The sequence below is a fragment of the Mucilaginibacter gossypii genome (assembly GCF_900100945.1).
GTDB classification, from domain to species: domain Bacteria; phylum Bacteroidota; class Bacteroidia; order Sphingobacteriales; family Sphingobacteriaceae; genus Mucilaginibacter; species Mucilaginibacter gossypii.
This window is the reverse complement of the sequence record NZ_FNCG01000001.1, coordinates 805,229-826,925: the sequence shown is the minus strand read 5'-3', so window position 1 is coordinate 826,925 and position 21,697 is coordinate 805,229. Positions and strand designations below refer to the sequence as shown.

The 21,697-nt window shown below is 40.0% G+C and carries 12 protein-coding genes; 2 read left to right on the top strand and 10 right to left on the bottom strand.

The window, feature by feature from the left end; all coding sequences use genetic code 11:
• Positions 1-2: 2 nt before the first annotated feature.
• From BLS28_RS03450 to susR, 5 genes are all read right to left on the bottom strand, one after another.
• Positions 3-3,350 (bottom strand): FG-GAP repeat domain-containing protein, encoded by a 3,348-nt coding sequence (locus BLS28_RS03450; protein ID WP_176844355.1) that lies wholly within the window; start codon positions 3,348-3,350, stop codon positions 3-5.
• Positions 3,337-6,639 (bottom strand): VCBS repeat-containing protein, encoded by a 3,303-nt coding sequence (locus tag BLS28_RS03445; protein WP_091162872.1) that lies wholly within the window; start codon positions 6,637-6,639, stop codon positions 3,337-3,339. The genes BLS28_RS03450 and BLS28_RS03445 overlap by 14 nt, the downstream gene beginning before the upstream one ends.
• A 70-nt stretch (positions 6,640-6,709) precedes the next feature.
• Complete coding sequence (locus tag BLS28_RS03440) at positions 6,710-8,248, bottom strand: RagB/SusD family nutrient uptake outer membrane protein (protein WP_218134335.1); 1,539 nt, start codon at positions 8,246-8,248, stop codon at positions 6,710-6,712.
• 10 nt (positions 8,249-8,258) lie between these two features.
• Positions 8,259-11,300, bottom strand: a complete 3,042-nt coding sequence (locus BLS28_RS03435) for a SusC/RagA family TonB-linked outer membrane protein (protein ID WP_091162870.1) — start codon at positions 11,298-11,300, stop codon at positions 8,259-8,261.
• 507 nt (positions 11,301-11,807) lie between these two features.
• The gene (gene susR / locus BLS28_RS03430) at positions 11,808-13,418 is read right to left on the bottom strand and encodes a SusR family glycan utilization regulator (RefSeq protein ID WP_143020682.1); all 1,611 of its coding nucleotides are present in this window, start codon (positions 13,416-13,418) and stop codon (positions 11,808-11,810) included.
• A gap of 456 nt (positions 13,419-13,874) precedes the next feature.
• On the opposite strand from susR, the gene BLS28_RS03425 reads away from it, so the two are divergent.
• Both BLS28_RS03425 and BLS28_RS03420 read left to right on the top strand, forming a co-directional pair.
• Positions 13,875-14,123: a hypothetical protein gene (locus BLS28_RS03425; protein WP_091162868.1), complete on the top strand. Its 249-nt coding sequence runs from the start codon at positions 13,875-13,877 to the stop codon at positions 14,121-14,123.
• Positions 14,124-14,294: 171 nt separating this feature from the next.
• The gene (locus tag BLS28_RS03420; RefSeq protein ID WP_091162867.1) at positions 14,295-14,705 is read left to right on the top strand and encodes an RNA recognition motif domain-containing protein; all 411 of its coding nucleotides are present in this window, start codon (positions 14,295-14,297) and stop codon (positions 14,703-14,705) included.
• A gap of 81 nt (positions 14,706-14,786) precedes the next feature.
• Here BLS28_RS03420 and BLS28_RS03415 read toward each other — a convergent pair whose 3' ends face one another.
• The 5 genes from BLS28_RS03415 to BLS28_RS03395 form a co-directional block, all read right to left on the bottom strand.
• Positions 14,787-16,523 carry a phospho-sugar mutase gene (locus tag BLS28_RS03415; protein ID WP_091162866.1) on the bottom strand — a complete coding sequence of 579 codons (1,737 nt, stop codon included), beginning with the start codon at positions 16,521-16,523 and terminating at the stop codon, positions 14,787-14,789.
• Positions 16,524-16,800: 277 nt separating this feature from the next.
• A complete protein-coding gene (locus tag BLS28_RS03410) occupies positions 16,801-18,951 on the bottom strand; it encodes a hypothetical protein (RefSeq protein ID WP_091162865.1) in 2,151 nt (716 codons plus the stop codon).
• On the bottom strand, positions 18,948-20,048 hold the full coding sequence (locus tag BLS28_RS03405; protein WP_091162864.1) for a S8 family peptidase: 1,101 nt from the start codon (positions 20,046-20,048) through the stop codon (positions 18,948-18,950). Before BLS28_RS03405 ends, BLS28_RS03410 begins: the two co-directional genes overlap by 4 nt.
• Entirely contained in the window at positions 20,048-21,103 is a 1,056-nt protein-coding gene (locus tag BLS28_RS03400) for a hypothetical protein (RefSeq protein WP_091162863.1), read from the bottom strand. The genes BLS28_RS03405 and BLS28_RS03400 overlap by 1 nt, the downstream gene beginning before the upstream one ends.
• A gap of 185 nt (positions 21,104-21,288) precedes the next feature.
• A complete protein-coding gene (locus BLS28_RS03395; RefSeq protein ID WP_091162862.1) occupies positions 21,289-21,612 on the bottom strand; it encodes an HTH domain-containing protein in 324 nt (107 codons plus the stop codon).
• Positions 21,613-21,697 lie beyond the last annotated feature (85 nt).

Genomic DNA, 21,697 nt, shown 5'->3' with positions numbered 1-21,697 from the left:
CGCTACTTGCTTAATAACATTAATCGGCCATCATAGGTAACCGCGAGATAAGTATTCAAGTTAGCTGCTGTTTTCACTGGCACCAGATAATTGATTTCCTGTGAGTTGATTGCACCGTTAACATAGTATGTCGGCGCATCAAATTGCTTTTGCTGTTTGTTGTAGTGTAAACCAGCCAGGCCGAGTGCATCGTACTTTCCTTCATAAGGCACAACACCCCAAAAGTTTCCGTTCAGTAATATATCTCCATTGTTATATTTTAGCATCGATTTAATTGGAGCCTGCTGATAAAGAAATGGCAGTGCAGTAATCGAAGAAGAATGCAATACGTCGCTCACAAAAATACTATTGAACTGGTTTACACTTAAACGATCATTGTCATCCAGTTTGTCCTTAAATACCTCAGTGGTGGTTTTGTCAGCCATTTTTTGATAACTAAGCCATTCTTTTTTGAGATATGGAAGTTCCTGCTCCAAATCATTTTTGGGACGAAAAGGGAAATAAAGGCCTTTATAAAAATATGATAATATCAAATCGTTTTTACCATCCTTGTCCAAATCGGTATTATAGGCATACAGCGGCTGATCAGCAGTAACATTATATTTGTTATTCAATCCCCAATTACCGGCAATAAGGTCGGCCTTGCCGTCGCCATCCATATCGCTTATTATAGCCGACTGCCACCAGCCCTTTTCCTTATCCAAAACCGATGATGAAAAACGACTTAATTTTTTTCCATCATTCAGGAAAATGTAAATGGGCTGCCACTCGGCCGTAATCAGCAGATCAGACTTGCCATTGTGGTCGATATCGACAGTTGTTATACTGGTGACATATTGCAGGTTCATGATTTGATCGTAAGCTTTGTCATGACTTATTTCAAACTTTCCATTGCCTTTATTAATGAGTATTGAGGAAGGGATAGTAGCTGTATAATCCTTAAATGAAACAGCGCTGGTAAATAAAATATCGTTCACTCCATCTCCGTTAAAATCAAACAACGTAATTTTTGAAGCCTGGTAATTGAGCTTTGGTAAATGTTGATCTTCAAACTGGAAATTGCCTTTATTGATATATAACCGAGGCTGTATCAATTTCTCGGTTTCCTGAAAAGGATGGTTAGCGCTGATCACGATCAAATCGGGCTTGCCATCGTTATTTACATCAGCCCATGTAGCCTGCTCGTCCGCAATATATTTATCCCGGTCAAATAATGACACTTTAACTTTGGTAAATCCACCCGATTTATTACCTGCAAGTATGTATTTTTCTTCGTCGGCTATGCCTCCTACGTAAATATCATCAATGCCATCATTATTGGCATCAGCTACAGCAATTGCGGGAGTGTGCTGCAAATAAGTGTGCGGTAAAAGCGAATAATAATTAAAGTCGGGAGTGTCAAAAGTTTTAACGTTGGCCAAAAGCTTTGCTTGTATAGATTTGCTGTCAAACTGTTTTTTATCGCTGATGAAAGCTTCGATAACCTCAGCTATAGGTTTACTATTTTCAACTGCTTGAGGGTTATATCTTAAAGTAGTTTTCTGACCGGGCCTGAAATCCTTCACCACTTCGTAGCTATTGTCAGGCCAAACCACTAACAGCGATTCTGGTTTATCGTCAGGGGCAAATGTAAAAAGCAGCTCGTTATTCAAATTACTTTCGTACGCGTTGCTGGTTTGTATTTCCTGGTGATCGAGATGATGATTTGACTTAAGGAAAAATTTAGTACCTATGCCATCACGGTTCAAAAGGTTATATTTTACAGTGTATTTAAGATAGCCCGGCTTGCTTTCTTTGCGGCCTTCCATTGTGGTATTATTATAGATATATGCCGGCTCATCCATATTGTTGGTCACAATATCCAAATCACCATCATTATCTAAATCAACGGCAACAGATCCTGCCGATATAGATGCCCGCTGCATATCGTTGCCGTTAGAAACATCTGTAAATTTCAATTTATCCTCACCGTGATAAAAGTAATTATGTACGCCGCCTTCAGGCATTCTGTTGATCTTGTCCTTGTCAAAAACGCGATTTTGTTTATATGCCTGCATAACCATAGGGTCACCAAGGTATTTCAGGTAATCCATATCATTGAGACGGCGTTTGATACCGTTAGAGAAGAACATATCTTTCTTTCCGTCCATATCAAAATCCTGCACCAGTGGCGACCATGTCCAATCTGTAGCAGAATTCCCGCTATACAAGCTCAGGTCGACAAACTTATTGCCGTTGCCCACGTTCAATTGCATGCAATTTTTTGAATATTGATAGTAATACCCGGCATTAACTTCCTGGTTATAAATATCCAAGGGTTCATCGTTGATGGTTGATCGTAACACCTTCATTTCTTCCGGAAGCATGTCGGTGCTAAGCACATCTAAATGGCCGTCCTGATTGACATCACTGATAGTATTCCCCATTGAAAAAAGGCTGGTATGTCCGAACGCATTTTTCAACTCTTCCTTAAATGTGCCGTTATGCTGGTTGACATAGTAATAGTCCTGCTCAAAAAAGTCGTTACTTACATAAAGATCATCCCAGCCATCGTTATTCAAATCACCTACGCTTACACCTAAGCCGTAACCGATCGGTGCCGAATAAATACCTGAACCCGCCGTTACATCTGTAAAGTGCCCATTGTCATTCCTGAAAAGATGATCGCCGGCATCATGGCTGTATTTAAACCTTTGAGTTGAGTCACCATAGGTATCATTGCTATGAACTGATGAAGTAAGCAGGAACATATCCAGGTCACCATCCTTATCATAATCAAAAAAAGAAGCCTGGGTAGAAAGTCCTGCAAAATCGAGCCCGTATTTGGCCGCGCTTTCGGTAAAAGTTAAATTACCGTTATTGATATAAAGCTGATTTTTACCTTTAAAGGTTTTATAACCTGAAACCACGCTTACGTAGATATCTTTAAATCCATCGCCATTGATATCAATTACAGTTACACCGGTTTTCCAATTCCCGGTACCTGCAACACCCGCTTTATCGGTGATGTCTTCAAACTTCATCCCTCCTTTATTAAGGTAAAGTTTGTTAGAACCCTGGTTTGATACGAAATAAAGATCGGGCAAGCCGTCGTTATTAAAATCAGCGGTAGCTACGCCGGCACCGTTGTAGAAATACAAATAATCTAATACATTAACTGAATCGGATACTACGTTCCTGTTTTCGAAGCTTAGTCCCGTTTCATTAGCTGGGAGTAATTTAAATACACCTTCTCCTGTTTTTTGGGGTTTACAAGAAGACAAGCCGACCACACCAATACCAAGAAGGAGAATGAAATATCTAAGAATATATTTGGCAAACAGCATTAAATTGATGTTAACGTAGTTCATAAGCTTTAAGCGGTTCATCATTAATGCCAAACAGATAATAATTTTTACCGGCTGCATTTCTTATACCTAACGATGAGCGTACCTGTCCGTTTAAATTGAGGCCCGTTTTGGAAGCTGGAAAATAAGTAAATCCATTTTTTGTATATTGATAAACAAGCCCCCGATTAGCATCAAGCCGCCCGACTTCAGGTTTAAAGCCGTAAAAGTTGCCCCCTAAGATGATCTTCACAGCTCCGGTATTATCAAAATCTGCACACAAAATAGTATTTATCATAGATAACTGTGCATCGGCAGGCAGTGGTTTACAAATAAATTTTCCGCCTTTATTAAAAAATACCGCCGAAGCCAGGAAATTCATCTGGTGCTTTTCAGCGCCATCAAGCATCTCAGCAGGAAATACCTCGTCAAATGGTTTGCCCGCATAGTCAATATAGCGCAGAAAACGTTTTTTGAAGATTGGCATCTGGCCCACTAAATCAGGCTTCATATGAAAAACATAGTTTACTCCATCACTTTTATACATGGAAGTTACACATTCTTTTGTACCATTATTATCAAAATCCTTTACAAAAATTTCCATGGGCCGCTCAAACGAAGCCCTGAATTTTGAGTTAAGCCCGATGTTACCGCCAATAATATCAAGGGTGCCGTCGCCATCCACATCAGCAATTTCGAGACTGCTCCACCAGCCTTTGTAATTAGCCAATTGTTTATCTTCCGCAAATTTCCCTTTGTTGTTTTTGAAGATCTTAATCCCCATCCAATCACCTGCAATTATCAAATCTGGCGAACCGTTATGATCAATATCAGCCCATTTGGCTGCCGTTACCATACCAATCTTTGTATCCGTGCCCAATACTAATTTTGATACATCGGTAAAATGCCCGTCGCCTTCATTATGAAAAACAAATGATTGCGGCGAACATCCGTAAAGCCCGGGCACACTTCTGCCCCCAACAAAAAGGTCGGGCTTGCCATCGCCATCATAATCGGCCGAAATAATCACCGAGGCATTAACAGCCGCATGTAGTGTTCTCTCAGGGTCCCTATGAAAATTCCCCTTGCCATCATTCACAAAAAAACGAGGATTGTACACTGGTGTTTCGGCTTCATCGGCGTTACCTCCTACTCCTATTATCAGGTCCTGGTCGCCATCGCCATCAAAATCTCCAAAAACAGCCCCGGCATTTTCCAGGTATTCCTGCTTTTTAAAATCTTCAGGAATGGTTTGTTTAAACTTACCGTTCTTTTGTTGGATATAGATGCTGGCAAAACTGTTTTTTGAACTTCCGAAATAAAAATCAGTCAGCCCGTCGCCATTAACGTCACCGGTAACCACATAAGGGTTTTCTGTCGATAACATCTGGAGCATCAGGCGCTCGTTGTCGAAATCGATAAAATCGTCCTCCTTATGCTTAGGAATGCTGTCAAATATTGATTTGGTAACATCGGCAAATAGTGTTTTAACAGCAGGCTTTGTCCAGTTATATTTCAAGACGGCATCGGTTTGCTTAACCGTGTAAACTTTATCTGCGTTTACGTTTTTTAACAACTGATAAGTATTACCCGGCCAAATCACCTGGATCGAATCAATAGATTTGTATTTACCTATACCTATTGTAAGTAAATTGGGCGATGTGCAACTTTGAAAACCACGTGTTGGCTGATTATAATAAATTAGCGAACTGCCCTTCATAAACACTTTTACCGTAGTACCTATTCCAAAAGTATTCAGGCCTGTTCCCTTTAATTTTATCTGGATGTGGTGGTTCCCATTTTTTTCGGCATTGTTTTTAAAGATAGAAACGGGGGCATTTTCATTATTTATAATCAGGTCATTATCCCCATCATTATCCAGATCTGCATATGACGAGCCATTACTAAACCCAGGCCTATCCAAACCAAAATCAGTTGATTTATTGGTGAAAGTAAGGTTGCGATTGTTCAGATAGGCATAGTTAGACAAAGGCGATGAAGCCATTTTATCGGTAAAATCTTTATAATCAAATTTTTTCCGGCCTTCGGCTATTTTGGCCATGTTATCGCGATTACCCAAAAACTCAATATAATCTTGATCGGTAAGGTCTTTATAGATGCCGTTCGACACAAAAATGTCTTTCCATCCGTCATTATCCATATCAAACATCAGCGCGCCCCAGCTCCAGTCGGTTGCTGCTACGCCCGAATAGAAGGCAGTTTCGGAGAACGTACCGTCGCTATTACGCACCTGCAGGCAGTTTTGCATGTATTGGTTATAATAACCATCGCGCTGCTTAGCTTTGATCACATCGTACGATTCAAACGAGGTCATTTTTTTTAAACGCCGATCGCCTTCGGGCAGCATCTCCGTAGTAAAAATATCATACTGCCCATCGTTATTAATATCGGCAATATCCGATCCCATTGAAGCCAGGCTCAGGTGGCCGGTTTCATTTTGAATATCCTCTTTAAAAGTTCCGTTTTTTTGGTTGATATAAAGATAATCGCGTTCAAAAAAATCATTGGAGACATAGATATCAGGATATCCATCCTGGTTGATATCGGCTACAGAAACGCCTAAACCAAAACCTATATCACTTGAATATATGCCCGCTTCTTTGGTTACGTTGGTAAAATGGCCGCCATCATTACGATAAAGACGGGCACCACCCAACTCATCAACAACAGCGCGCAGGTTTTTACTAAAATCAAACGACTCTATAGGCCTGAAAGAATTATTTAGTACAAAGCAGTCCAGATCGCCGTCATTATCGTAGTCGAAAAAAATGGCCTGGGTGGATAACCCATTATCTACCAGGCCATACTTTTGAGCTTCTTCTTTAAACGTACCATCGTGCTGATTAATAAATAGTTCATTACCCTTTTCGTTGCCCCGGGCATTACCGCTGTGACAAACGTAAATATCAAGCCAGCCATCGCCATTGATATCAACCATAGTAGCCCCGGTGCTCCAGTATTTAGTACCCCTAACCCCTGCCTTATCGGTTATATTTTCAAATTTCCAATTTCCCTTATTAATATAAAGTTGATTGCCGCCCATGTTTGATGTCAGATAAACATCATTGAGGCCATCATTATTGACATCGCCAATGGCAACCCCGCCTCCATTGTAATAATTACGAAAGGTGAACACATTGGTACGGTCCTGGTCATTGAGCTGATTAGCGAAATTGATGCCGATGGTTTCATTATTCTGCTCGGTAAACAGGGTTTGTTTATCCCCCCCATTACAGGCGCAAAAAACAGTTGGGATCAAGATAAGCAGAAACAGGAGTATTTTTGGTTGCATATACTTTGCGAAAAAACAAACGTAGCGGAAAATTCCGCTACGTTCCTTTCAATCAAATAAATCTCAATTATTAATAACCTGGGTTTTGTTTAAGATTAGGATTTGTATCCACCGCACGCTGAGGAATTGGATAAATTGTTTTGCTTTTATCTGTTTTGGCCGGGCGCTGATCAACCGGATCATTAAATTTCTCAAAACGGATCAGGTCATTCCTTCTCCAACCTTCCCAGTAAAGTTCACGGCCCCTTTCAGCAAGCATAGCAGCCAAATCAACAGAAGTTAAGGCTGTGGCACCGCGAGGTACGCGGATTGAATTTACAAGCTGCAACGCTGTTTGTCCCATAGGGTCAGTACCACCACGTAAAATAGCTTCCGCTTTTTCAAGCACCACGTCGGCGTAACGCAAAATCACATAGTCATTAGATGTATTATCATCGTTAACTGTGTTATCAGCTTTTGGTTGAGGGAAATATTTAAATACCCTGATGCCTTGAGCTTCGGTTGAAAAGTTAAGGTTAACATCCGGTGTAAAAATCAGAGGCTTGCCACTACGTTGTGTTAAAGCTTTGTGACCAGGGCCATATTGTTGCCCCACAGCAAAACCTGCCCTTAAACCAACTTTATCAGTTAATCCCGGATAATCTACACCACGGCGTTCGTCGGTAGCTTCAAATGAGTTATAAAAATCGGCCAGTGTGGTAAAACCGTTCCAACCATCCGGAGTTTGGTTATAATGAAGGCCCATCCTCCAGCGGTTTTTGGCAGGCGCAGGAGAAGATGTGGCGGTGTTGTAGAAGCCAAATATGTTTCCGTGTGATTGTTCTGAGTTGTCCCATGCAAAATCCTGGAAATATTTGCCGGCAGGCTCCAAAGTATATCCTGCCGCGGTAACCTTGTTGGCATATTCTATCACTTTATCCATATCTGCCTTAGCAAATGTAAACGGACCACCAACTGTGGTTGCGGCATAAACCGCCCTATTTAAATAAACTTTTGCCAACAGTGCCTGAGCTGCTGCTTTATTAGCAACACCAATATTTGCGGTAGTGGCTGCCAGGTTAGCTTCCGCAAATTCCAAATCTTTGATTATGAAATCAGTTGCTTCCGCCCGTTTCATAACTGTAGGAATAGATGAGGTTGGCGCATCAGGATCACGCATAGGTTGCTGTCCGTACAAATCAACCACCTGGAACATAAAGTAGGCCCGTAAAAAGCTTGCCTGTGCTTTGATATTGTTATCGGTTGCCTTTGAGATTACCTGTGTTGCACGGAATACACCAATATTTAGCTGGTCCCAGGTATCATTTACCTGGTTGTGGGTAGGTGTCCAGGTATGGGTGTGCAATTTACGCCATGTACCAAAATCGCCCCAGTCAGTACCGCGGGTAGGACCCATCATTTCATCCGTTGGATGTTCCTGTAGGGCATATGTATTGGCCTGATCGGTTTGTCCATATAATTGTGTGTAAACACCATTCAGTTCGGCCGATCCGGCATTGTTACCATATAACGATTTCGATCCGTAAAGTTTTTCATCCAGTTTTGCACAACCGGCTGCGGTTATCAGAACTAAGCTACAAAGAGCTGCTCGTGATGTTATATTTTTCATTTTCATGTTATTAAAAGCCTGCGTTTAAACCTAAAGTAAATATACGGGCCTTGGGGTAAGAGGTATAGTCGATACCCTTTGAAGCCACGTCATTACGTTGTTTATCTGTGTTAATTTCCGGATCCAAACCAGAGTAACCGGTGATCAGGAATAAATTCTGCCCTGTAAATGACACCCTTAAAGTTTTTATCGCCTTAGATTTAAGCGAGAAGGTATACCCTAAGGTGGCATTGCTTAATCTTAAAAAATCACCTTTTTCAAGAAAACGGGTTGATACCTCACCAGAGTTAAGCGGGTTTTCATTGGTTGCTGCTACTTCTTTTGTTACGTTACGACCACTAACAAGGTTGCCTTTGTAAAAGAACGCGTTTGCAGTGTTGTTGTAAATATAGAAGCCTGTAGCAGCATTTAGGAAGAAGCTTAAACTCCAGTTTTTATAATTAAAGTTATTGGTTAAGCTGGCAGTGAATTTAGGATTAGGGCTTCCTTGTAGTGAAGAAACATCGACACCCTGAGGATAGATACTAAAGCCATTTGCGTCAAGCCCTTTATAATTCGGAACGTTGAAGGTATATAGCGGCACGCCGTTGGTAATTAATTGCGAATAAGCGCCAGAAAGGCCTTGTCCGTCGATATTACCCGTAACAATATAATTTTTGAAGTTTTTAAGCGTGTTGCTTATAAAAGTCATGTTGTAAGCAACATCCCAATTAAAGTCCTTGCTCTGTATAGCAGCAAGGTTCAATCCTACTTCGACACCTTTATTGATTACGTCACCATCCAGGTTTTTATAAATTCTCGAAGAAAACGTTGGCTGCGCAATATCCTGGAAGAAAAGCAAATCTTTAATTGATTTGTTGAAATAATCAACCGAACCCGTTAACCGTCCCTTTATGATCGAGAAATCGAGGCCTGCACCATAGGTGGTGTTAGTTTGCCATTTCAAATCGGGATTAGCCTGGTATAACGGAGCAACTGAATTACCTGGAAAATCCTGTAATTGCTGCACAGGTAATGAAGCGTACGCCGGAATTTCCTGGTTACCGGTTTTACCATAGTTTAACCTAAGGCTCAGATCATCAAATAAACCATCTTTAGGCATGAAGCTTTCATTGGTTATACGCCATTTTACAGCCAAAGCCGGGAAGTTACCATATTTATGGTTAGCCCCAAAGCGCGATGAACCGTCCCTTCTGATTGTACCAGTAATAATGTAACGATCTTTATAAGAGTAATTTACACGAGCAAAGTATGATTGTAATTTATAGCTCGAGCTATCGCCAACCGGATAAGGAAGATGCGTTTTAAAATCATCATAATTTTTAACTAATACACCGGCAGTTGATGTGCCGAAACCAAATTCATTACGGTTAAAGTTTTTGAAAGTCTGGTATGAATAACCGGCCAAAGCTGTAAGCGAGCTTCCATCCTTCCACTTCTTGTCATAGTTTAAGGTATGTTCGGTTGTGTAATTTGTTAACTCGTTATGTGTAAGGATAGCAGTACCATTACCTGTTGGCGACGGGAAGTTTATCTGCCTGATACCGATAGCATCTGTATAGCCAACAATTTTAGGATCATAAAAAGTCTTTCTTAATCCCCTTGATATATCAGCTCCAAAATTGCCCTTGTATGAAAGACCTTCAAATAACTTCAAGGTAAGTGTAAGGTTATTCAAAAACCTGTTTATATTATCCCTGTCATCTATCTGATTTAATAACGATACCGGGTTCCTGAAACTGTTACCGTTAGGGTAACCAGCATCGTTATAGCCGTTAAGGTTAAAATATCTTCCTTGTGAGTCAAATACCGGGGCTGTTGGGTTTAGCTGTATAGCTGCACCCACTAAACTTCCGTTAAAACCGGCATTATTAGTAATTGGGGCATACTGGTTTTTAACATTTGAATAGGTTGACTGGAGATCTAATTTGATCCTATCGTTTAAAAATGATTTGGAAGCATTAATACGTCCGTTTAAACGTTTTAGGCCTGAATTTTTCACGATGCCCTGCTGGTCGTCATAGCCAAAGGAGGCACGGTAACTTGCAGTATTATCTTTGCTTGCGCCACCCAGGCTTAAGTTATAGTTCTGCGATATCGGACTGCGGAAGATCTGTTTTTGCCAGTCGGTATTGGCACCATAATCAATACCTCCATCAGCTACCGGACCCGCATTAGCACCAACTGCAGCTACTGCTTTCAAAAACGCATCCCTACCAAGTACGTCATAACGCTTTGCAGTACTTGAAACACTTGTATTTGATGAAAATTGGATACCCTGACCTTTACGCCCTTTACGAGTGGTTATTAAAATTACACCATTAGCACCACGTGAACCATAAATAGCAGCCGAAGACGCATCTTTTAACACAGAAATGTTTTCAATATCAGCAGGGTTCAAGAAAGCCAGCGGGTTGCGTGCAGATGAGCTACCTGCTCCAACACCATAACCACCGCTTGTACCTCCACCGTTATCCAATGGAACACCATCAACTACATAAAGCGGGCCATCGCCTGAACGAATAGAACCAGCACCACGTATTGCGATTGTAGCCCCAGCACCCGGTTCACCGCTTGATGGCGTAACCTGTACGCCCGAAATACGGCCCTGAAGTAATTGATCAGGAGTTGAAATAACGCCTTTGTTAAAATCTTTTGTGCTCAATGAGGCTACCGAACCAGTTGCATCCTTAACTTTCTGTGTACCGTAACCGATCACTACAACTTCATTCAGCGCACGATTCGCTTCTTCCATCTGCACATCAACAGAAGTCCGACCGTTTAATGGAATAGTTGCGTTCAGGAAACCAACATAAGTAAAAGTAAGACTTGGGGTATTTGCCGGGACCGAAATTTTGTACGATCCGTCTGTTGCTGTTATGGCGCCACCCTGGGCACCTACAGCTGTTACTACCGATACTCCTATTAAAGGGGAGCCATCTTTTTTGTCGGTTACTTTACCTGTTATTATCTTATTTTGGGCCATAGCAGGCTCCATCAAAAAGAGAAAAACAGCAAAGAAACATACGTTGAGTAAATGTTTAATTTGCATAAAACTTGAGATTTAGTTGAAATTGGTTGTTGTTTGGGTTTAGTTTTCAAACCGTAAAAGAGATCCCCAACATTTATACGAAATCATGCTAATATGGTTTCGGGTTATCATAATAAATAATACCCGAAGTATACGCATAATGGCCATGCAAACATCGCCCGTACCGATAGGTTAGCAGGTGAGTACAGGAAAAGGTTAACAATGACCGATCGTTTAAAAATGTAATGGTTTACAATTATTACAGGTTAAATTCTGATGCAATTTACTTATAAATAAACTCAGAAAAAGACTTATCCGTTGCGGTAAACGCGAAAAAGGCTTATTTTAATAATTTTATAATTTTTTTCAATGTTTTTTAAATTTAAAACATTGAAAAACAGATATTTATATAAAAAATGGCGACAAAAAATATAATGTTTTTTTAATCATTTATAATACTTTTTTTGCTAAAAACCCTGTAAGGTTTGGCTACTTTACAGGGTTTTTAGCATGTATCTTCAAAAAAAATCACTCGTAATCAAAAGCCTTAATATCCATAATCCGTTGTTCGAATTGATCAGGGTGCAACGATTTGGCTTTGATCCTCATTTTGTAAACATAGATTGTATTGACAGAATATTCCAATATTTTGGCAATAGTTTCATTATCAGCAATACCCATCCTTATAAGCGCGAATATGCGAAGATCAGTATTTAATACTTCGTCCTCATCAGGCCAGATCTGATCTTTCTCGGCAAACAAGCTATTGAACACCGTAATAAAGTTAGGGAAGATCTTTAAAAAAATATGATCAAAGCTATAATATAAGCTCTCCCTTTCTTTTTTAATATCAATATTATTTACAAAAGTATGAATGGCGTCATACTTCTTCATCGAGAGCTTGGCATCAATAGAGATTTTCAAATTTTCGAGCTTAACGATATATCCCGAAATGGCCTTAAAAAACTGCCCGATATATTCCTCTTTAATTTTTGCATCTTCAATTAGTTTCGCGTTTATGTGGTTTAATTGCACATTTTTCCCTTCAATTATTGCTTCTTTAACCTTCAACTTTTTTAATTGGTTAATGATCATCACCAGGAAAAAGACAACCAGCAATGCAAGCGCAGTAATAATTAACAGGAACACCAGGAAGCGGTTTTTTTGATGCTCGGTATTATTAAGCTCGGCTGCCGCTATTAATGGTAAAATTGAAGCAATTTGTATTTTACGCTGCCGGGCTCCGTAAAAGTCGGCATCAGTTTTTGCCAATTGAATAAAACTGTAAGCATCTTTGATGTTCCCCTGCTTATACAATAATTCGGCCAGCGTATAAAGCGCAACCGTTTCACGCGTTGATGATTTGATATCGGCTATTGCAGCCCTCATCATCAAATTAAGACCCTCCTGCCTTTCGTTATCTTCAAGGTAGATTGATCCCAATGAGCATGACACCATTGCACGCAGGTGCATGGAAATTGGCATGTCCTTTTCCAGTAATTTTTTAAAGCGTATGCGCCCTTCTACGTAATTCTTTTCCTGATAATCCTTCAAACCAAGTAAATAAGTATGCATTATATGGTCGTTGCCGCAAAACGAGACCGCTGAATCAATGTATTTATTACCGGTCTTAATATAATCGGGGCTAAAATATTTGTCATTACTGTAATTCGCCAGGTCATAATTGCACCTGGCTAAAAAGAAATAGTAATCAACTTTATCGGCATTACTTAGGGCTTTTACATTTACTTTTCGCAAATAGTCAAAGGTCTCGTTAAACATCCCCGACGAAAGAAGAATAAAAGCCATCCTTACGTAACTATAATACTCCTTTGGTTTATTACCGGTTACCTTGCTTAGTGATATCATTTTATCGACATAAACATACGCCGAATCAAACTGATATGATTTGTATTCGATGTAAAGCTTGTCCCAGGTATCAAACCGCGCATCATAATTGGTTTGCGAAAGGGTTGATTGATATGCCTTTAATTTTCGGATCCTTGCTTCTTTACTGCTATCATATATATTTTTTTTTGCGATTTCAGTTTTTAATTCTTCGAGTAAGGTATTAGGATCAGTGAATGCATTTGCCGAAAGAATAATTAATGAAAAAAGCAAACAGAAGATATATTTCATTTTTGTTATAAAGGTTTTTAATAACGCACCGATCCGATTAATCAAACACACAATTTCTGCAAATCAAATACGGCAATAAATTAATTAAACTGCAACCAACTAAGGCTATCATTTTAGAAGATAAATTGCACACCTATCCCCGGTTTATATTCTCAAATATATGGATTTACAGTATTGCTAATGCGTTTTAGTTTTGTTTTTTGATCCACAGAAATTACACTGTCCGAACCTGAAAAAGATTGAGTCATGCCACCTAAACGACGAGTTTTATTTTTAATCTATTCCGGCCCGTGAGCTTATCTGTTTAGATATTGATGCTAAACACAATGCAGACAATTGTATTCGTTATCAATATAAAGACAGCGGCCATTGATACAGGGAGATAGTTTGTTATTAGATGCAATAGGTTTCCGCGTTTACAAAAACAAAATAGTGAACATTTATCTTTTTTTTTAGGTGGCTGACGCCTATAAAATACTGGACTATTTCTTAAAAGCATTTGGGCCATTTACCGGGCGTCCGAACGCTTATGCCGATATTTATAACTGGGATACAACCGCACTGAATTTGTCATTGAGATACCAGGTAAAAACCGAGATGGGGGTAGCTGTATTTAGCAATAAAAACCTTGAAAACGCAATTGCAGCCAACGGGCCTTCAGTACTTCTTAAAGATGTATACCAGTCGTTCTCTGTTTTGTATTGATGACGTTCTATTATTAAGAGTCACAAAATGCCATTTTTTGACCATTACTGACTTGAAAACAACGAATTATTAAATAAACTTTGGTTTTAACGCGAAAACATCCTTTATTTAAAAAAAATCAAACGAAATTTGTGTACGGTGGTTATCTATCATCTTAATCTCAATTTATAAATGGTCAAATTATTTGTAGGCGGCTTTCCTCTGGAAATGACAGAGCTGGAACTTGTTAAAATGATAGGTCCACATGGCGATGTGGAAACGATTAAAATTGTACGCGACAAAAAAACAAGAATATGTAAGGGGTATGCGTTTCTTGAAATGAAGGACCGCACCGGGGCAGAAAACGCGGTGATCGCCTTAGACGGTACGCCTATTGCCGATCGGGTATTAAGTGTAAAAATAAACGACGACTTTATAAAGAAAACTCCTCCACCACGTAAGTCATTTGGATACGGCAATAACAGAGGCGGCGGGGATAGAACTAACAATACCCGAAGCTATAATAGCCAAAGCAATTACCGGAGCAATAATGATCAGTCGCCCGGAAGTGACAGACCAAGGCGCCCCAGAAAAACGATGTAACGAACGACTGATAAATCATACATAAAAAATCCCGGCCGATTGAGATCTGGCCGGGATTTTTTCAAACATCATTATCCATAGTTAAACACCGAGATCCTGCATAATTGAGGCAATCTTAGCGTCAAGGTTTTTATCTGTTTCACTATATGTCTCTTTACTTTCAAGTTTACCGTTCACACTGCAATAAAACTTAATTTTAGGCTCCGTGCCTGACGGGCGGGCCGAAATGATACTACCGTCCTCTGTAATGAATTGCAAAACATCAGATACAGGCAATTCAATTGGTTTGCTTGTATTGGTTGCTAAATCAGTTTCAATACGTTTTTCATAATCCTTAAGTGTGCTTACTTTTGAGCCGCCTAAGGTAGCCGGAGGATTGGTACGGAATTTCTCCATCATTTCCTTAATTTCTTCGGCACCGGTTTTACCTTTTTTAGTCAGGGAGATCAGCTTTTCTTTGTAAAAACCATATTGCACATAAGTGTCGATTAATGCTTCAAAAAGGCTGCTTCCTTTGTCTTTGTAATAAGCAGTCATTTCTGCAATGAATGCGCTTGAAACTACAGCATCCTTATCCCTAACCAGTTCGCCTATCAAATAACCATAGCTTTCTTCACCGCCACCTATAAAGGTTTGTTTACCCTCAAAATGGGTCATTAACTCGCCGATATATTTAAAGCCGGTAAGCGTGTTATAGTAAGTAACATTCTTGGCTTCGGCTATGCGTTCGATTAGATTTGTGGTAACAATGGTTTTAACGATGTATTCTTTACCGGTAAGCTTGCCTTTTTCTTCCCATGCGGTTAATAAATAATTGATCAACATAGCGCCGGTTTGGTTACCATTGAGCAGGATAAACTCGCCATCGGTATTTTTCACAGCAATACCCACACGATCTGCATCCGGATCTGTAGCCAATACCAGGTCGGCGTCAGTTTCCTTTGCTTTTTTAAGGGCAAGTGTAAGCGCTTCCTTTTCTTCGGGGTTAGGGTAAACTACTGTTGGGAAATTTCCATCGGGAGTTATTTGCTCATCAACCAAGATCACATTTTCAAAACCAAACCGTTTCAAGGCTTGGGGTACCAATGTGATACCGGTACCATGGATTGGCGAATAAACTATTTTAAGATCTTTTTGACGTGCAATAGCATCAGGCGAAACAGAAAGCTCAGTGATCTTGCTCAGGTAAAGCTCGTCAATGTCCTCCCCTATTTCTTCAATATTAGCATCAACGCGGTTAAATTTGATGTCATCAATGCTGCTGATTGCAGCAACCTCGTCCATCACGGCTTTATCGTGCGGAGAAACAAACTGCCCACCATCGGCCCCATAAGCTTTGTACCCGTTATACTCTTTGGGGTTGTGTGATGCTGTAAGCATTACACCGCTTTTGCAGCCTAAATGGCGTACCGCAAACGAAAGCTCGGGCGTAGGACGTAATGCCTTAAAAAAATAAACATAAATGTCATTAGCTGAAAAAACTTCGGCCGTAATAGTCGAAAAGAAATCGGCGTTGTTACGGCTGTCATGAGCAATAGCTACTTTGATTTTTTCGCCGGGGTAGGTTTTTTTCAGATAATTAGCTAATCCCTGTGTGGCGGCGCCTATAGTATACTTATTGATACGGTTTGAACCCGGCCCCATAATACCGCGAAGGCCACCGGTACCAAACTCCAGATCACGATAAAATGAATCCGTCAGTTCGGTATATGCCTTATCGTCAATTAATTTTTGAATTTCCTGCTTTACATCAGCATCATAATTTCCTTGAAGCCATGAGTTTGCTTTTTGAAGAATGGTGGGGTCTAATTCCTGCATAAGTGGTTGTATATTTTCAATTTATCAGATTCGGTTTTGTTTTAAATATGATAATAAATAATCAAAACAGAACGCCTTAAAGTTAAATCATCTTTTTAATTATGCCAGCCCAATATGCAATAACTTTTAAATATAATGCACGGCAAGAGCGGCAGTCGCCGAACCGTTATCTGAACAAGATACTCCAGTAAAAGTTTTATCAATTTCAAGCTATAAATGGCGCTGCCATCCTTCGCCCTCCATTTATCGTTGGCCGACGAACCGTTAATCAAATCTATTAACGTCCTTTAGTAAACAAGTTGAGTATCGGTATATCAACTAAAACCCCAACCGACCAACGTGTATATAACTTATTATCGCCGTAAGTGTTAGTTATCACATCTTTATTGGCTCCTGTTAAACTAACGCTACGCAAATTTGGCGCAACCTGGAAACCACCCGAAATTGAGATTGGTGTAGATGGTATACCTATAGATAAAAACAAACCGGGGCTTATGATATTCTTCAGCTCAATTTTGGGCACCTGCGCTACAGTGGCGCTGGTATCTTTTGCTACTGGGGTACTTCCGGATGTAAAACGGTATGAAGCAAGTGCGCCGATATCAATTAAAGAAACAAAAACAGAAGTCGACCATTTTTTATCGCCCGTAGGAACAAATAATAAACGGTGCCCCCAGCTAAATGAAATTCCTACCGGTGCTGAGAGCCCGTATGTACCTTTATACTTTTCATCAATGCCATGCACTTTTTCTTTACCTACATAAGGGCCAACATAGGCGTTTAGAGCAACATTAAAAATAGCCTCGCGTTTAACGGTTGAACTGCCTACCGGTAAAGCAATTGCTTCAATAGCATTTTTTACTTCGTCACTGTTTTTCGCTTTTGATACCTCAGCGGCAAAATTGGCATATTTAATAAACATTTTATTTATTGCCGGCCACTCGGTGAACGCTGCAATTTTCGCTTCAAGTTCATTTATTTCTTTCTTTATGGCAGTTTTGGCGACTGCATCCTGCAGTTTATTATATTCTGCTTTTTTTTCAGCAAGTTTTGTAACCAAATCCTGTTTTATTGGGTTGGTAACGACTTTATTAATAAACAAGTTATCGTAAACGTCGCTAAGCTCAACTATGGCCGATGGGTACTGCTTTTCGTAAACATCAATGTAAACGTTGCCAAGACTCCTGGCTGATGACAGGTACTGATCAATCTTCGGATCGTTCCTGTCAATCATTGGTATAGTGATATTGGTCGGATTGATATTTAAAAGCACCGGTGATTTCAATAATTGCTCAAAAAGATTAAGTGATGAATTATAAAGCGCGTAATAATCCTGGTAATTAAAAGTATTTTCACCTTTTTGCTGAAGTTGCTTTAAATTAATGAAATACCTGTTTACTATTGTTGCTTTTTGGATAAATTCAATGTTATAACTCTGATAAATTTCCTCAAATTTTAAAAAGTCACCACTACGATCTTTGAGAAATTGCCTCATTGAACCCTCTTTGAAATTAATGTCTTTTTTTTCCAATTGCTGATAAAGTAAACCAAGGTAGATTTGGAAAGTTACAGGGTTACTAAACAGCATCTTCGCCGAATCGGCATCGACCCAGTATTTATCTCTCTGATTTGACCGTAATGATTGTGAAAAAAGATCAAAAGCTTGCAATGCCGGATATACATTTTCATTTACAAGCTTTAAGGTGCCATTGCCTGCTTTATTAACCAGATAGGTATGAAAAATATCCCCGGGATGGGAACCCTCATGAAACTCGTTGGCTATATACAAGGCATCGATGAAGATTATCCTGACGTGGGGCATGGCAGCAAACAATTGATCCATGCACGGGTCGTCAATCAAATTGGAAACATTGGGAAGTAATAGTGCCAGGTCTTTCTGAAATGACTCCCGCAGCAAATCCGTATAGGCGGCGTAATTATAGATCTCAACATCTATAGCTGTAAGTGATTTGTAAGTAACCGGGAATAATAACTGCAACTGCCTGGTACTGTCCAGCTCCTTTTTAAACCGTGAAAAAAAGGCAGTGGAAAGTTCCTGCTTTGTTCGTTCCACTAAAAACTTTGCAAGACCGTCGGCAAGATTGGTAACATCAAGTGAGCCTATGGATTGTAGTAATCCGGATGGGCTGGGTATTGTCCCTCCGCTTGCACCGCCAGCTTCATAAATCCCGTTCAGGCTAAAAAAAGGGTTTTTCTTGATAACAGTATCTACATTAGTGGTGTTCTTGAGATTAAAATAATAAGCAAACAACGGCTTGTTTTGTGGGCTGATCCTTATTTTTCCGTCTTTGTCGTAAAGACTTTTTAAATATAACACATCATAAAAAACGCGCCTTTCGGGTTGTTGCGCAAACATTTTGCAGGACAGAAGCAAGAACAAAAAAAGGGAGGCATATTTATATTTCATACAATATCGTTAAAAAAATTCAATAGAAGTTCGGGTTTTAGCAGTGGAAGATCGAAGGATGCTGGCGGGTTTCCATCTTCGGTTATAATGAAGGTTGTTTTCTGCGTCATAGCCGCCAATTTTTCAGTGATCATAGCAAATGAATAACTAAAATTCATTTTTTGAATCATCAGCGCAATTATGCCCGATGTAATAGCCGTCGCAAAACTACTCCCGCTATCAGCTATCAATTCGTTATTCTGATCATATGATTTTATTTGCGAGCCATTGATCACCAGCGACAGGAACTCATTTATACAAGGATAGCCATTCTCCTTATCCGGAACCATGCCGACCCCGATTGTATTTTTCAAACAGGCCGGATAATATTTTCTTGTATCTCCAAATACTATCGAATTTCCGATAGAACAAACAATTATTTTATTGTTAGCTACGGCATTGTTTATAGCCTCCTGAATTAAACTTAGAGTAGCAGCATTGCTTATACCCGACGACCAACTTATTGAAACTATATGAATATCAGGATTTTTTGCACACCAATTAATCGCGTCAGCATATCTTTGGGCATCTCTCTCCGTGTTTTCAAATGTTCTTTTTTCGGATATTTTACAAGCGAATAAATTACAGCCCGGAGCCACACCGACATAGTTGCCGCTGGTATTCCGTAGCCCAACAAGGGAAGCACAAAATGTACCATGACCGGCATTGTCTTTTATCTCAACATTATCTCCATAAACATAATACTTACTCTGATTATAAAACAGGTCTGTTATGCCTGGCGCAATACCGGTGTCCACCACAGCAACACCAACGCCTGTACCTGCATACCGGCCCCAAATCTCCGGGAGGTTCAAGTCAATCATCCATTGCTGATAATTGCCACCGGCACTATCTATTTGTTCGGCCCCGCCGCTCCAATAATGACTATTAGCATCGTCGCTCGCTTTATACCAGGTGTTGTTTCCGTCAAGTTCCTCTCCCTGCACAGTGCCCGTTACTTCTATCTCGTCACCCGGCTCTCTTATAGCACCGGTTTGATAGGTTGTATGAGCGCCTCCTACCCTGGTATTAAGCAGCTTGGTTACTTTAATGCGCATTAGCCTACTGGTTTTACGGTTACGGTGGTATTTTTAGTTGGTGTGGTTGCTTCTTCTTCAGGCTTTTTGCCTGCCGCACGTAAACTTACAATTTTGTTGATCAAATCGAACCAAAAAGGAGCGCCTAACATTAAAGCTATAGCTGTTAATAATAAACCAGTTATCTTGATTAAAAGCGACAAAAGGCTTTGGCAGAATGTTTTACCCTTCAAATCTGGAGTGTTTTGTGCCGTCCAACCCACAGGGATACCAGAGCTTACTAGAAACGTACTAACTGTGCTGATTTGCTGGGCGACTTTTTTCGCGTTAGGTGCGTTTTTACTTGTATCGGCAGGTATGTTTTTAATAACCGTTACTTTGCTGGCTTCAAACTTTATCGTATCAGTTTTAGGATTATATCCTTTTTCATTTACTTGTTTAACTACGGTTTGTAAATTGTCGGCTGTATGTTTCAATGCTTCCTGGTTACCCCAAAGCTTGTTTACAATATTTATGGTGTCAACATTTAAAGAGGCGCAGATTACCACCGAAATAATAAACACAATAAGCTGAGATGATCGTTTATAAACTCCCGAGGCCCTGTCCATAGCCGAATTATAAAATGTTTCGATCTGTTTTTGAAAACTCTGAAGATCGCCCTGGGCGCGCTCATAAAAATTAAGAAGAAGTTTCCTGATCCCGGCAGAGATGCCAACCTGTGCTGCTATGCCGTCATCTGTTAAAACATCCCGGATCTTATTCATATCAAGGATAATATTTTTATCACCTTTAAACTGATCCATTAAAGCTGCAGCGAAGTTGCCCGCCGGGATATATGATGGCAAGCTGCTTGTATCTTTTTTTAAAGATGTAATGTTCGGATTGTTATAAAGCTTCTCTGCTATTTTTTTCCAGTCCTGGTCAAATAGTAAACATTCGATAGCATTTTTCAGATACTCTCCCCGCTTGTTGAGCAGGGCAGACAGATACTCGTGAACTGTACTAACAGTTAGGCTGAGCGAAAAATAGGTAAACGACAGCGTGAGCGCAAGATCGATAATTGGGGAATTAAACATAAGGTTGCGGGTTTAGCAGGCATAAAAATATTCCCCAATTTACAAAGCAATCGGCCAAATATCAATCCGTTAAAATACGGTATTTTCATACGTATTTTTGCGCAAAAATCAGATGTTCCCTCGTTTTAAATTGGCTCAAAACAGCGAAGGCGTAAATTTTTATGAGTTGCCGAAAAACTAAGATATTACGACGATGAGTTTTGAGGATCATCATTTACCGCACGCGGAATAGTCAATAGTACCTCATTTTTTATGGCCTGCGGAATAACCAGCATCGGCTGAGAAATGATCTCACTTTTACCATCCGGCGAAAGGCAGCTTGCAACTAAAACCAAACATCCCTTTTCAGCTTCAAAGGTCACTGTTATTTTTAATTGCTTCAGGCACTCAAGGTCTTGGTAGGCTGTACGGGTACTGATATGAAAATGTGATTTTAGCAGGTCGATAGAAACCACATCCCTGGTTTGCAGCAGCACCAATACCTTGAGCAACCTGTCGGCTCTGTTCATAACGGATCACGTTTTTACATACAAAGGTGTAATGCGCTATTGACAACAGTGTGTCAGCAGTAAAGATGCCTTTTTAAACCGGTCG

Excerpts from the sequence above, each read along its gene's own strand:
- BLS28_RS03450 (WP_176844355.1), bottom strand. The coding sequence starts at position 3,350 with ATGAACTACGTTAACATCAATTTAATGCTGTTTGCCAAATATATTCTT.
- BLS28_RS03445 (WP_091162872.1), bottom strand. The coding sequence starts at position 6,639 with ATGCAACCAAAAATACTCCTGTTTCTGCTTATCTTGATCCCAACTGTT.
- BLS28_RS03440 (WP_218134335.1), bottom strand. The coding sequence starts at position 8,248 with ATGAAAAATATAACATCACGAGCAGCTCTTTGTAGCTTAGTTCTGATA.
- BLS28_RS03435 (WP_091162870.1), bottom strand. The coding sequence starts at position 11,300 with ATGCAAATTAAACATTTACTCAACGTATGTTTCTTTGCTGTTTTTCTC.
- susR (WP_143020682.1), bottom strand. The coding sequence starts at position 13,418 with ATGAAATATATCTTCTGTTTGCTTTTTTCATTAATTATTCTTTCGGCA.
- BLS28_RS03420 (WP_091162867.1), top strand. The coding sequence starts at position 14,295 with ATGGTCAAATTATTTGTAGGCGGCTTTCCTCTGGAAATGACAGAGCTG.
- BLS28_RS03415 (WP_091162866.1), bottom strand. The coding sequence starts at position 16,523 with ATGCAGGAATTAGACCCCACCATTCTTCAAAAAGCAAACTCATGGCTT.
- BLS28_RS03410 (WP_091162865.1), bottom strand. The coding sequence starts at position 18,951 with ATGAAATATAAATATGCCTCCCTTTTTTTGTTCTTGCTTCTGTCCTGC.
- BLS28_RS03405 (WP_091162864.1), bottom strand. The coding sequence starts at position 20,048 with ATGCGCATTAAAGTAACCAAGCTGCTTAATACCAGGGTAGGAGGCGCT.
- BLS28_RS03400 (WP_091162863.1), bottom strand. The coding sequence starts at position 21,103 with ATGTTTAATTCCCCAATTATCGATCTTGCGCTCACGCTGTCGTTTACC.
- BLS28_RS03395 (WP_091162862.1), bottom strand. The coding sequence starts at position 21,612 with ATGAACAGAGCCGACAGGTTGCTCAAGGTATTGGTGCTGCTGCAAACC.